We start from the raw sequence: 13,727 nt of genomic DNA, 5'->3' as shown, positions 1-13,727 counted from the left end.
TACAAAAAGAAGGGTTGCTTACGCGTAAGTCGCGGCGAAAAATACAAAAAGAATGGGCTGCTTACGCGTAAGTCGAGGCAAAAAATCAAAAAGCAGGGCTGCTTACGCGTAAGTCGAGGCAAAAAATCAAAAAGAAGGGCTGCTTACGCGTAAGTCGAGGCAAAAAACAAAAAGATGGTCTGCTTACGCGTAAGTCGAGGCAAAAAATCAAAAAGAAGGGCTGCTTACGCGTAAGTCAAGGCAAAAATGAAAAAAATGGGGCTGCTGGAAAAATAGCAGGGCTAAAAATCAAAAAAATGGGGCGTCGGAAAATTCCGCAAGCCTAAATCAACTTAAAATGGCGCGTCGGGAAATTCCGCAAGCCTAAATCAACTTAAAATGGCGCGTCGGAGTTTTCCGCAAGCCTAAATCAACTTAAAAAGGGTCGTCGGGAAATTCCGCAGCCCCAAATCAACTTAAAATGGCGCGTCGGGAAATTCCGCAGCCCCAAATCAACTTAAAATGGCGCGTCGGAGTTTTCCGCAAGCCCAAAAAATCAAAAAGATGGGCGTCGGGAAATTCCGACGCTGTGTTTTTCCACAACGAAAAGTGTTGGCGACGACCGAAAAGCCGTACCTTTGTAGGCAACTAAAAAAATCATCTTCGATGCCAACGATAGCTCCTTTTTCACGCCCCATGTATGTCATGGTGAAGCCGGCTGGGTCGCATTGCAACCTGCGCTGCCAATATTGTTATTACTTAGAAAAGAGCGGTCTTTATGCCGAGCCCACGCACCACGTGATGAGCGACGCGTTGCTCGAGCGTTTCATCCAGCAGTATATCGAGGCGCAACTCACGCCGCAAATTCTCTTCACCTGGCATGGCGGCGAGCCTTTGATGCGCCCCATCTCGTTTTATCGGCGGGCGTTGGCGCTGCAAAAGCGTTATGCGCAGGGGCGACAAATCGACAATACCATTCAAACCAATGGCACGTTGCTGACCGATGAATGGTGCGCGTTTTTCAAAGAAAACAACTTTCTGGTGGGCGTGTCCATCGATGGCGGGCAGGATTTCCACGATGCCTATCGGCGCACGGCCGCCGGGCGACCCTCGTTTGGGCAGGTGATGCGCGGCATTCGTTTGCTCAACAAGCATGGGGTGGAATGGAATGCGCTGGCCGTGGTCAACCATCTCAATGCCGAAGAGCCGTTGGCTTTCTACGATTTTTTTAAATCCATCGACTGCCACTACATCCAATTCACGCCCGTGGTGGAGCGCATGGTGACGCGTGACGACGGCCTCACGCTGGCAGCTGGCACACAGATGGGCGGCACGCTGACCGATTTCTCGGTTACGCCGCAACAGTGGGGGCGCTTTCTTTGCCAGCTGTTCGATGCGTGGGTGCACCATGATGTGGGCGACTATTTCATTCAGCTTTTCGATGCCACCTTGGCCAACTGGGTGGGCGTGGCGCCAGGTGTCTGCACGTTGGCCAAGGAATGCGGCCACGCCGGCGTGATGGAGTATAACGGCGATGTGTATTCGTGCGACCATTTCGTGTTTCCCGAGCATCGGTTGGGCAATCTCAACCACCAGACGCTCTGCGAAATGATGTATGGCACAAAGCAGCAAGCCTTCGCGCGGTTGAAGCACGAGCAGTTGCCACGGCAGTGCCGCGAGTGCCGGTTTGAGTTTGCTTGTCATGGGGAGTGCCCGCGCAACCGCTTCCTGACCGATTGTTATGGGCAGCCCGGCCTGAATTATCTTTGTGCGGGCTATCGACAGTTCTTTGCGCATGTGGCGCCCTATATGGACTTCATGAAAAACGAACTGGCGCATCATCGTGCGCCAGCCAATGTCATGCAACAGGTGTTTTCCCCAGGGGATTAAGATTGCTCGGCTGTGGCGGTGAACTTTTTCAGGAAAAAAGCCCAACGCTTGTAGGCCATGGGTGTGAGATGCACGCCGTCGGTGGTGAGCGCATCTTGCAGCGTGTAGGTGCCGTGGAACACAAATTGTTTGAACAAGTTGATGTAGGCAATGTGGTTGGTTTGGCAATAGTGGCGCAACTTTTGGTTCACTTCGGCCACCACCGCGCTCTTATCAACCAAGTTTTTGTCGGCAGTCAGCCGCTCGTTGATGGGCAGCAGGCTCAGCACATACAGCTTCGTCGTGGCGGCGTGTGCCCAGATGCGGTCAATCAGCGTTTGGCACGCGGCAAAGATTTCGTCGGCCGATGCTCCTGCACACACCTCCTGCCAGCCAAGCATCACATAAATAGCTTGCGGTTTGCGCTGCAAAATGGTGTTCAGGCGTGCGCCCGTCTCAGCAAGCGTCTCGCCGGCCATGCCTGCATTTTGCACCCCTTTCCAACCCAAAAGTTTATTCCAGTTGCCCGCTTGTGAGGTGCGCTCGTCGCCCAACATCACCACCAGCGGCGTTGTTTTGCGTGGCGATTGCGGCTGCGCCATGGCGGCTTCGCGTCCCATCACGACGAAGAGCAACAGCGCCATAGCCCAGCGTAAGGGGCATCGCATAACGGTTTGTTTCATTAAAATTGTTCTAAAATGGCAATGCGTTTCGCGGTATCGGGGTGCGTGCTGAAGAGCGAATTCATGAAACCCATGATGCCTTGCTTCATCTCGTCGGGCTGGATGATGAACAGCTGTGCCACGTCGGGCCGCGAAACGTTATCTAATCCCGGGTTGTGTTCAATCTTGCGCAGCGCCGAAGCCAACGCCAACGGATTGCCACACAGCTCAGCACCACCCGCGTCGGCCATGTATTCGCGTTTGCGTGAGATGGCAAAGCGTGTGAGTAGCGTGAAGAGATAGGCGATGGCGCAAAGCACTAAACCGATGAGCATCACCACGATGATGCCTGCACCACGGTTGCCACGCCCGTTGTTACCGCGGCTGCTGCTGCGGCCTCCGTAGAGAAATGTATGATAGATGATGCGCACTATCATCGACATCACGGTTGAAATGATGCCCACAAACACGATGCTCACGATGAGCAGCTTCGTGTCGTGGTTGCGAATGTGCGTCAGCTCGTGGCCGATGACGCCGGCCAATTCGTCGTCATCGAGCAGATTCATCAGCCCCGTTGTCACCGTCACCGTGTAGCTCTTTGCATTGATGCCGCTTGCAAATGCGTTGAGTTGCGGGTCGTCGACCACGTTAATCTTCGGCATATCCATGTTGCAGGTCATGCAGAGGTTCTCCACAATGTTATACAAGCGTGGATTTTCCTGCCGACTAATGGGTCGTGCGCCTGTGGCATGCTGAATCATCGACGCGTTGCTGTAGTAGGCAATGACAAACCACACGCCCACGATGCCTACTACCCACGGCAACACCTGCACGAAATAGGCATTCACAGTGGCCACGTCGAGCGTGCTCGTCCATTCGCCGTTGACATCGTAATAGCCACCTTCAAAATAGTGGAGCGCCGCCAAGAACGCCCACACCACAGCCAGAATGATGAGCGGAAACATTGCCAGCAACAGCCACGTCAGGCGGTTGTTGCGGCTGATTTGCGTTTGCATGCCTACATATTCCATCGGCTCAGAACTTTACTTCGGGTGCTTTGTCCAATTCGGCGCGTTGCTCGGTGGGTATTTCAAACATCGGTTCGGTTTTAAAACCAAACATGCCCGCAATGAGGTTCGATGGGAAGGTTTGCACAGCGTTGTTCAATTCGCGCGTTGCCGAATTGAAGAAGCGGCGCACAGCAGCCAACTTATTCTCGATGTCGGCCAACTCGTTTTGTAATTGCAAAAAGTTTTGGTTGGCTTTCAAATCAGGATAAGCCTCCAACGAAACTTTTAAACCCGATAAGGCTGCGGTGAGTGAATTCTCGGCCGCTATCTTGTCGTCCATCGTCGTTGCGCCCATGGCTTGCGCACGTGCTTCCGTCACTTTCTCCAACAATTCGCGCTCGTGTGTGGCATAGCCCTTCACCGTTGCGACCAACTGCGGCACAAGGTCGTGGCGTTGCTTCAACTGCACGTCGATGTTAGCAAATGCATTCTCGCGGTTATTCCGCAACTTCACCAAACGATTGTAAATCGAAATGAGCCACAGTGCCAACAGCACCACGACAATGAGAATAATAATTCCTGTCATAATTCTTTGTTTTTTGCATGAGTTTGCGTGCAAATATACCACAAATTCTGCGGCAATCTCCATGCTATTAAGAAATATTTGGAAAAAGCCTGTGCCGCAGCGGCAGAATGTTGTAACAACTATCCATCATTTTATAACGCGCCAATCCGGGAAAGCACTACCTTTGCCTACGATAAATTTAAAAACAAAGGAGAATTGATTATGACAACAAAAACATTTAAAGTTGAAGGAATGAAGTGCAGTCACTGCAAAGCACATGTGGAAGAAGCTATCCAGGCTTTGCCGGGTGTAGAAAAGGCTGAGGCGCATTTGGATGCCGCCAACGTGGCCGTTGATTTCGATGCTGCAAAGGTTTCGGCCGAAGCCATCAAGAAGGCCGTTGACGAGGCAGGGCATTATGAATTGATTTTAGAGTAAACGCACATGAAGAAAACTATCCCTGTGGTGGGCATGGCCTGCTCGGCTTGCTCGGCCAACGTTGAGAAAAAGCTCAACTCCTTGGCTGGCATCAACTCGGCTTCGGTGTCGTTGCCGGGACGTTCGGCGCTCATCGACTATGACCCCACCACCATTTCGTTGGAGAAAATGAAGCAGGCCGTGAACGACATCGGCTACGACTTGGTAATCGAGGCCGACCGCAGTGTGGCCGAAATCGAGCAGCGCGCCTACACGTTGCTGCGTCGGCGCACGTTGCTTTCGTGGCTCTTTGCCCTCTCGGTCATGGCGATTTCCATGCATTGGTTGCCGCTTGGCAGCCGCGATATGGCCAACCAAGTGGCCTTGTTGCTGGCATTGGCCAATTTCATGTATTGCGGACGCGAATTCTTTATCAACGCCGTTAAGCAGTTGCACCATCTCACGGCCAACATGGATACGCTCGTTGCGCTGTCCACCGGCATCAGCTTCGTGTTTAGTTGCATCAACACTTTCTGGGGCGATGCGCTGTGGGGTAGTCGTGGAATCGCATGGCACACCTATTTCGATGCCAGCGTGATGATTATCACCTTTGTGCTCACGGGTCGCCTATTAGAGGAACGCGCCAAGGATGCCACTGCTGCTTCCATCCGCCGCCTCATGGGAATGCAACCCAAAACGGCACGTTTGGTGGATGGCGACCACGTGGACGAAGTGCCCATCGCCACCATTGCCAAGGGCGATGTGTTAGAGGTGCGCGCGGGCGAGAAGATACCTGTCGATGGCATCGTGACGCAAGCCGAGAGTTTTATGACCGCCGATGCAGCCTATGTCGACGAGAGCATGATTACGGGCGAGCCTACTCCAGCCGAAAAGCGCGTGGGAAGCCGTGTGTTGGCAGGCACCATCCCCAGTCAAGGCAAGCTGCGGTTGAAGGCACAACAGATTGGCGAAGACACCGCTTTGGCACAAATCATCCGCATGGTGCAAGCCGCCCAGAGCAGCAAAGCGCCTGTGCAGCGCGTCGTTGACAAGGTGGCGCTCGTGTTTGTGCCCGTTGTTACGGCCATCGCCTTGCTCACCTTCGTCATCTGGCTCGTTGCGGGCGGCGTAGATCATCTGCCACAGGCCATCCTTTCGGCCATCGCTGTGCTGGTCATTGCCTGCCCGTGTGCCATGGGATTGGCCACGCCGACGGCGCTGATGGTGGGCATCGGTAAGGCTGCCGAATTGCAAGTGCTCATCAAGGATGCTACCGCCTTGGAGCGTATGCGCAAGGTTGATGCCATCGTGATTGACAAGACGGGCACGCTCACTCTGCCCAATCAAGCCATCGACTTCACCAAAGCCGACAACCTTGATTTAGAAGCGCGCGAAACCCTGAAGCCCCATGCGGCCGAAGCCATGAAAGCCTTGCAGGAACGTGGCATTGCCGTCTACATGATGAGTGGCGACAAAGAGGAGGCTGCCCACTATTGGGCCAACAAAGCGGGCATCGAGCATTATCAAAGCAAGGTGCTGCCGCAAGACAAAGAGGACCTTGTGCGCCAGTTGCAACGCGAAGGTCACACCGTAGCCATGATTGGTGACGGCATCAACGACACGCAGGCGCTGGCCTTGGCCGACGTGAGCATGGCCATTGGGCGAGGCACCGATGTGGCGATGGACGTGGCACAAGTGACGCTCATGGGCGATGACCTGCGCAACATTCCCCGCGCCTTCGACCTGAGCCAGCGCACGGTGCGGATGATTGCGCAAAACCTTTTCTGGGCTTTCATCTACAACCTCGTTTGCATTCCGTTGGCTGCCGGTGTGCTCTATGCGTTCGGCATCGACTGGCAAATCACGCCCCTTTGGGCCAGCGCGCTCATGGCCTTCTCGAGTGTGAGTGTGGTGCTCAACAGCCTGCGCTTGCGTTTCGTGGCGGCATAACGCGCGGATCATATCGCCGTCGAAGCCTTGTTTTCGACTATACATCGCTTGCAGTGCACCGTCGAAGCCTTGTTTGCGACTATACATTGCTTGCAGTGCATCGTCGAAGCCTTGTTTTCGACTATACATTGCTTGCAGTGCACCGTCGAAGCCTTGTTTTCGACTATACATCGCTTGCAGTGCACCGTCGAAGCCTTGTTTTCGACTATACATCGCTTGCAGTGCACTGTCGAAGCCTTGTTTTCGACTATACATTGCTTGCAGTGCACCGTCGAAGCCTTGTTTGCGACTATACATCGCTTGCAGTGCATCGTCGAAGCCTTGTTTTCGACTATACATTGCTTGCAGTGCATCGTCGAAGCCTCTTTTGCGACTATAACTTGCAATCAGGTCGGCAAAAGAGGCATGAACGATGGCATACCTTGACGTCAGGTCGGCAAAAGAGGTGCGAACGGCGGAATGCTTTGCGGTTTGTCCGTCATCGAGCCGTAGAATAAAAAAGGCGGGCACTGTTGCTATGCAGTGCCACGCCTTCATTCTTGTTATGATGAGATTAAGCCGTTGCGATTATTGTTCGGCGGGAGAATTGGCTGTCGTCGGCCAATAGATGTTTTGATACAGATTGCTGTTCTCAACGGTTCCATCGGGCGAACAGAGCTTCATCTCCTGCACAGAGAAGGGCGAGAGATAGTGAGCCTTGTAGAACGTGTAGCCGTTGTAGAGATTGTATTTGTTGTTAATCTGATAGGGATGGATGTACTTCGACAGGCTCTTCGCCGACATCGTAGCCTTTGCCGATCCGTCAGCAACAATCAGACTCTTGCCATCTTTGATAAACACGGGGCTTGTGTGCATCTGATCCCAGAAGTTGGCACCCTCGATTTGGTAATTGTGCACCTGGTCTAAGGCTGCCCAACGAATGAGGTCGTCTTCGCGGAACCCCTCGCCGGCCAATTCGCAGCGACGCTCACGACGAATGCAATAGAGTGTCTTGTCGACGGGTACGCCGGCCGAGAATGCCCCCCAGTCATAGGATGGACGGTTGACATTGGCCTCATAGCTCATGTCGGTGTTGGCAATGGTTGTGGCGATGGGTGCGGTGATGCCGGCACGGGTGCGCAGCGCGGTCCAATATTGATCGGCTGTGGCATCGATGTTGCCATTGCGCAGATAGCTGGCCTCAATGTAGTTGAGCATGGCTTCTTCCACACGGATGAGGATTTGTCCCGAGACATCCGAGAAGCTCTGTCCCAACTGCATGGCCGGGTTATAGTTGTAGAACTTGCGCTGGCGATAGCCCGTGATGTCTTTCTCCTCTTGTGCGCTGGTGATGATGTTGCCGATGTTATACTTCACCTTGTTGACGTGCTGTGCAATGGGTTTGCCACGGTTGGCCAAATCGATGCTGGCCTGGTCGATGGCCAACACGTCAGACTCGCCAAAGACAAACAGCTGCAAGCGCTCGTCGCGGTCTTGCTTGGCCTGGTCGATGGTGGCATCGCCATGATAGCCTGCGCCGCTGGCATAGATGGGCAGACCGTTTTTCATCAGGAACGACTCCACCAAACCGCGTGTCCAACCTGTGGCCGAGCCCGTGCGGAGCTTGTTCGATGTGAGATGGGCTACCGACAAATCGGCATTGAACTGGCGCCACATCAGCACTTCGGGAACCTTTGAAAGGTCGGTGCTGGCAAACATGTCGTAATAAGCATTCCAGCCGTTATATTGACCCACGTTGCCGGGATTCATCACGTGGCTGTTTTGTGTGCTCAAAGGCACGGCATCGCAAACGCGCTTCGCTGCGTCCATCGCCTGATCAAGGAAGAAGTTCACCTCGTCGTTCTGGTTGATGGTGAAATTCTTATTCCACTCCTTGTTCTTTCCTGGCCAGTTGGCATCGCCCGGCACGCGACCTGTGCCACGATGATATTTCTCGAACGTGGCTTCATAAAGGGCCATGCGCGACTTAAAGGCCAAGGCTGTGTTCTTGCTGATGCGCAACTTGTTGCTGACCGACACTTGCAACTTGCTGATGGCTTTATCCATGTCTGAGAGGATTTGGCGTGCCACCAAGTTGCGTGGTTGCCGCTTGCTGGCTGCCACCAAGTCTTTGTCGATATTGAGTTCGTTTAACTCGATGGGGAAGTCGCCATACGCCTGAAGCTTGTAATAATAAAGCATGGCGCGAATGAAATAGGCTTCGCCCATATACTGATTGATATCGTTGGTACTGCCCGTCACTTGGCCAGCAGCAATTTTTGCCTCGCTCTCGTTGATGAACTTGTTGACATTGCGAATGGCATTGAAGCCAATTCCGCCCGCTGTGGGCACCAACCACTGGTCGGGCAAGAACATGCCGCGGTTACCATTCACGGCAGCTTGGTTGTCGGTGCCGTCGTCAAAGGTAGCGACACCCGCAAACCAACCGCTGTTATTTGGGAATATCGTGCCGTAATAGTTAAAGGTGAAGCTACCCAACTGGTCGGCAGTTTTGAAATAGTTGTCCGGAGAGATTTGGTCAAGGGGCGGACGATCTAAGAAATCGTCACACGAAACAAGCAATAAGGCTGCACCGCAAAGCGATAAGCCTGCGCTGAAAATATTTTTGAATATACGTTTCATAGAAGTTGTTTTAGAAGTTGAGATTTAAACCGAAAGAAATCGTGCGCTGCAAGGGATAGAGCTTTCCGGGGCCCCAGTCGCCTCCCGTTGCCTCGGGGTCGAAAATCTTATTCATCTTGGTGAAGGTGCAGAGATTTTCAGCCGAGAAATAAACGCGCACTCTGTTGGCACCAATCTTTCGAACGAGTGCAGCAGGAAGCGTATAGCCCAACTGGATGTTCTTGATGCGCATGTAAGCGGCATTTTGCATATAGCGGTCGCTGGTTTGGAAGTTCTTCGAGCCGCTGCCAAACAACGGACGCGGATAGAAAGCGTTGGGGTTGGGACCAAAGTTGGTGTCGTTGGCCGGACGCCAATAGTCTAAGTGGTCTTTAAAGGCAGCTGCCTGCCACAAACCTACGTTAGCACCCACGCTGTAAGGAGACGAATCCCAGAAGTCGCGCTTGAGCAAGCCTTGCATGAAGATGAGGAAGTCGAAGCCTTTCCAGGCTGCATCCAATGTGATACCGAAGCGATAGCGCGGTGTGGTGTTACCGATTTTTCTCAAGTCGCCCGGGTCATCGTAGGTTGCACTGCCGTTGTTCACCTTCTTATCGCCATTCAAATCTTTATACATCACGTCGCCGGCAGCCCAGTTTGAGCCCCAAGACGGTTTGTTGTTGGCGAGCCATTCGTTCATTTGCTGGTCGGTTTGTGCGATGCCTTCCACTTCATAGCCCCAAATGTTGCCCATGCGTTGGCCTTCATACCATTCTGAAAGCAAGTGGTTGGGGTTGTAATAGCGAGTGATGGTCTGGTAGTCGTCCGACATAACCAGTCTCGCACCATAGTTCACCTGGCCGATTTGGTCGCGCCATTTTACCTCCAGTTCCCAACCGTTTGAGCGCATATCGCTGTTGTTTTCGGCGGGTTGATTAGCACCCAAGATTGAGGGTTTCACCGGTGCGGGACCTACCATGTTCTTGGTGGTGCGCACGAAGTAGTCGAAGTTACCCTGCAAGCGGTTGTTGAATGCACCGAAATCGAAACCGATGTTCCACGATTGGATGCGTTCCCAAGTGAGGTTAGGCGAAACCAAGCCCGGCACGTTCGCAATATTCTGACGCTCGCCATTGAGCAACCAGCCCGATGATGCGGCCGAAACCGGCTGATTTAAGAACCAAGGGTAGAGTTGTTTAATATTGGTGTTGCCCAACGAACCCCATGAAACGCGTAGCTTCAACACCTGAATGGTTTTCGACAGCGATTTGAAGAAGGCTTCGTTGGCAATGTTCCAACCGGCCGAGAACGAGGGGAATACGCCCCAACGTTTGTTGCCGATGAAACGAGACGAACCGTCGCGGCGAATAGAAAATTCGGCCAGATAGCGGTTGTCGTAGGCATAGTTCACACGACCGAAGATACCCATCGTTGCCCACTGCGTGTCGCTGAAACTGGGATTCACCACTTTGTTGGTGGCATTGTTCAATGTCGGTACCAAAGGCGTGATGAGGTCGGCGCGCGATGCTCCGAGATAAGTGTAGCGATTCGACTCCATATCCATACCGGCCACGGCCTTGAAATCGTGCTTCTCGTTGAGCTTAAACGCATATTCGGTGAAGTAACGGCCGTTGAAATAGTTGGTTTTGGACATCGCTTCGCCTACGTTCGATTTGCCGGCGGCGTAGTCACCGCTCCAAGCTGCAGCCACGGGCAGGTTGTTCGGGTCGTAGTAGTAAATGGGTAGCACGTCCCAATGGTTGTGATAGTTGGTGGTGTTGTAGTTGCCTTCCAAGCGAATTTTCCAACCCTTGATGGGTGTAAATTCGAGTGCTAACTGCTGAAACACTTTGTCGGTAGACGTTTTGTCCAAACCACCGTTCTCCATTTGCAGGATTTCGTTGCCGTGCACATAATGTCCGTGAGGGTCATACACGGGGTTGGTAGGCCAACGACGTGCAATGTTGTGGAAGAAGAGGGCCGTCATGTAACTGGGACGATGATAGTTCTCACGGCTCCATTTATTATTATAGGTAATCGAGAACCAGTCGTTCAGCCGCGCCGTCACCTTCGCCGTGAAGTTATAACGGTTCATCACGTCCTCGCCATGGCGAATCAGACCGTGTTGATTGAGCAGGGCACCGCTGAGATAATAGTTCACATTCTTCGAACCACCGCTGAGCGCAATGTTGTGCTCTTGCGAAGGCACGCCTTTGCGATACATTTCCTTAAACCAATCGGTGTTTGCCCACGAACTGTTGTACATGCCCCAAGGCTCGTTGGCAGCATAACCGCGCCACGTGGTGGGCACCTCGTCGCCGGGTTTAGGTGTGCCGTTGATGTTGTTTTTAATCTTCTCCAACATGTCGTTGCTGAAGGGCAAAGCCTCACCATTGTTGGTGGCAGCATCGTTCCAATAGCGCGCAAAGTCGTAGGAGTTGGGCATCTCGGGCACTTGCGTAGCCGTTGAGAACCGCATGTTGCCGTTGTAAGAAACGCTCATGCGACCGTCGCGACCGCTCTTCGTGGTGACCAAAATCACACCGAAAGCCGCACGCGAACCGTAGATGGCGCTCGACGAAGCATCTTTCAGCACCGAAATGCTTTCGATGTCGTTGGGGGCAATCGAATAGAGGTCGCCCTCCGAACCGTCGATGAGTACCAAGGGAGCTGCATTCGAGCCGCCGCCAATGGTTCCCGTTCCGCGGATGTTCATGCTGAACTTACCATTGAGCGCGCCACCGGCATTGCCCACGTTGAAGTTCAAACCGGGTACGGCACCCTGCAAGGCCTGCGCAACGCTCGTAACGGCACGCGCCTCCAAGGTTTTGGAGTTCACCACCGATACGGCGCCCGTGAGGTTCACCTTCTTTTGGCTACCATAGCCCACAACCACTACATCGTCCAACGTGCCGGCATCTTCGTGCAGGTTCACGGTGAGGTTCTTGCCGTTCCACACCACACGCTGCGTCGTATAACCAATGTACGACACGGTTAAGGTGCTACCCGGCTTCACTCCGGCGATGTCGAAATTACCGTTCAAATCGGTAATGCCGCCCTTCTTTTGGCCGTTCACCGTCACTGTGATCGAGGCACCAATGATGGGTTCGCCGTTAGTGTCGAGCACAACGCCTTTGCAGGCATTTTGCTGTTGTACCATGGCCACGGGCATCGCCGCTGTGGCCATCGAAGGACTTACATTCGCGCCCAGCAATGCTAAGGCGAATAACGTTTTGTTTTTGTTACGTTTTAAGTACGTCATTACTTTAGATTTTAGTTCTTTACTTTGTTTCTAAATCTCTAAAAAAATAGACCCTTCATGGGTCGTTGAATGTTTTGTTAAAAGTACTTAGTTTCCTAAGATCTGTGCAGATGAAGGATTAAAGTGCTGGCAAAGTTAATGTATGTTGAGCAAGTAAGATTTGTTTTTTTTGTTAAAACTTATTAAATCAGAGCGATTTCTGTGTTTTTTTCGCCTTTTCTACTAAAGAATTTAAAAAGAAGGACCAACGGAACACTTCGCCGGTAGCTGGGCGACACGGGCGGGCACACAGGCTCCGCCCCTACCAATCTCCACCATATTTTTCCACGCATCCCACACAAACAAAATAACCATTTACACACAATCCATCCAAACGAAATCACCCATTCCACGCGCAATCTGCCCAAACGATACCGTAGGGGCGGCGCCTGTGTGCCCGCCCGAACGTCCGCGCAGCGGCGTTTCCATACGCAAATGAATGAATACAACTACCCACACAACACATCGGGGGCGGAAATGCATCGCGCACTCCCACCCCCATTCTTTAAAACAAGTTGTGTATGCAAACTGGCATCGAAATGATGCCCTTCTGTTTTAAAGCAAGCTATTTCTTTGGTGTCACCGTAGCATCGCCTTGGCCACTGCCACCGGGTTTATTTCCACCGGGATTACCCGAACCGCTGCCACTACCTGAACCGCTGCCTTGGCTGCCGTTTCCAGACCCACCGTTACCGGAACCGCCACCGTTTCCGCCGTTACCGGAACCACCATTACCCGAACCGCCACCGTTTCCGCCGTTATCAGAGCCGCCATTCTTCTTCCCGCCTTTCTTCGACTTCGGCACTTCCGACTCGGCCACCTGCACCAATTTCTTCTTGCGAACCACCTTCACCCAAACATCATTCGCGCGGCCATCAATCGTCAGTCGGTAACATTTCTTCGCACCCGAACCGCGGCTCTCGCCCGAATAATGCACCGCTTCGGCAGCAACGCCCAACGGCTTGGCCAGCGCATCGAACATCGGGAGCAGCATTTGGCGCTGCTGCTCAACCCTCACCGCATTCTCATGCGCAGTGCTGTTTTTATGCTGTTTAATCACCGTGTGACGGTCGTGCACATAGTTGTTATAATGTTGAATAAGCGCCGTGATGGCTTCGCTCGAATCCAACTCGTTCAATGCCACCACACGCAGCAACACCTTGTCGATGGCATCGTCGGTGGCGACGCGCAACTCCTTCAAATCGTCCACTGCCCTACCGCTTTTGTAACGGTTGTGATAGCAGTCGCCGAAAGCGGTGTTGGCCGTCTCCAACCGTGTGATGGCGGCCGCGAGCTTCAGCTTTGTTACCGCCGCTGTGCATTCGGCACTCTTCAAATCGGTCACAAGGTTTTCAATCAGTCCCGTCTCCCGG

At 53.0% G+C, this 13,727-nt stretch carries 9 protein-coding genes; 3 read left to right on the top strand and 6 right to left on the bottom strand.

Annotated elements, in window-relative coordinates; translation table 11 throughout:
• Positions 1–645 precede the first annotated feature (645 nt).
• Positions 646–1,869, top strand: a complete 1,224-nt coding sequence (locus HMPREF9431_RS05450; protein WP_004380173.1) for an anaerobic sulfatase-maturation protein — start codon at positions 646–648, stop codon at positions 1,867–1,869.
• Here HMPREF9431_RS05450 and HMPREF9431_RS05445 read toward each other — a convergent pair.
• From HMPREF9431_RS05445 to HMPREF9431_RS05435, 3 genes are read right to left on the bottom strand one after another with little or no spacing between them, the layout of a single operon-like run.
• Positions 1,866–2,531: a GDSL-type esterase/lipase family protein gene (locus HMPREF9431_RS05445; RefSeq protein ID WP_004380172.1), complete on the bottom strand. Its 666-nt coding sequence runs from the start codon at positions 2,529–2,531 to the stop codon at positions 1,866–1,868. The two genes, HMPREF9431_RS05450 and HMPREF9431_RS05445, sit on opposite strands and share 4 nt — an antisense overlap.
• A complete protein-coding gene (locus HMPREF9431_RS05440; protein WP_004380171.1) occupies positions 2,531–3,541 on the bottom strand; it encodes a M48 family metallopeptidase in 1,011 nt (336 codons plus the stop codon). The genes HMPREF9431_RS05445 and HMPREF9431_RS05440 overlap by 1 nt, the downstream gene beginning before the upstream one ends.
• Positions 3,542–3,545: 4 nt before the next feature.
• The gene (locus HMPREF9431_RS05435) at positions 3,546–4,106 is read right to left on the bottom strand and encodes a LemA family protein (RefSeq protein WP_004380170.1); all 561 of its coding nucleotides are present in this window, start codon (positions 4,104–4,106) and stop codon (positions 3,546–3,548) included.
• A gap of 201 nt (positions 4,107–4,307) precedes the next feature.
• Here HMPREF9431_RS05435 and HMPREF9431_RS05430 point away from each other — a divergent pair, with 201 nt between their 5' ends.
• Together HMPREF9431_RS05430 and HMPREF9431_RS05425 are read left to right on the top strand one after the other, a co-directional pair.
• Positions 4,308–4,523, top strand: a complete 216-nt coding sequence (locus HMPREF9431_RS05430; protein ID WP_004380169.1) for a heavy-metal-associated domain-containing protein — start codon at positions 4,308–4,310, stop codon at positions 4,521–4,523.
• A gap of 6 nt (positions 4,524–4,529) precedes the next feature.
• Positions 4,530–6,452 (top strand): heavy metal translocating P-type ATPase, encoded by a 1,923-nt coding sequence (locus HMPREF9431_RS05425; protein ID WP_004380168.1) that lies wholly within the window; start codon positions 4,530–4,532, stop codon positions 6,450–6,452.
• Positions 6,453–7,019: 567 nt separating this feature from the next.
• Here the strand turns inward: HMPREF9431_RS05425 and HMPREF9431_RS05420 are convergent.
• The 3 genes from HMPREF9431_RS05420 to HMPREF9431_RS05410 all read right to left on the bottom strand — a co-directional run.
• Positions 7,020–9,074 (bottom strand): RagB/SusD family nutrient uptake outer membrane protein, encoded by a 2,055-nt coding sequence (locus HMPREF9431_RS05420; protein WP_004380167.1) that lies wholly within the window; start codon positions 9,072–9,074, stop codon positions 7,020–7,022.
• Positions 9,075–9,084: 10 nt separating this feature from the next.
• Positions 9,085–12,315, bottom strand: coding sequence for a SusC/RagA family TonB-linked outer membrane protein (locus HMPREF9431_RS05415; RefSeq protein WP_004380166.1), 3,231 nt, complete (start codon positions 12,313–12,315; stop codon positions 9,085–9,087).
• A 604-nt stretch (positions 12,316–12,919) separates the two neighbouring features.
• Positions 12,920–13,727, bottom strand: an 808-nt coding sequence (locus tag HMPREF9431_RS05410) for a DUF6261 family protein (protein ID WP_004380165.1), incomplete at its 5' end; no start/stop codon positions are given.

The organism is Segatella oulorum F0390, from assembly GCF_000224615.1.
GTDB lineage: Bacteria > Bacteroidota > Bacteroidia > Bacteroidales > Bacteroidaceae > Prevotella > Prevotella oulorum.
Note: the sequence above shows the minus strand (reverse complement) of the source record. Positions and strands in the feature narration are given on the sequence as shown.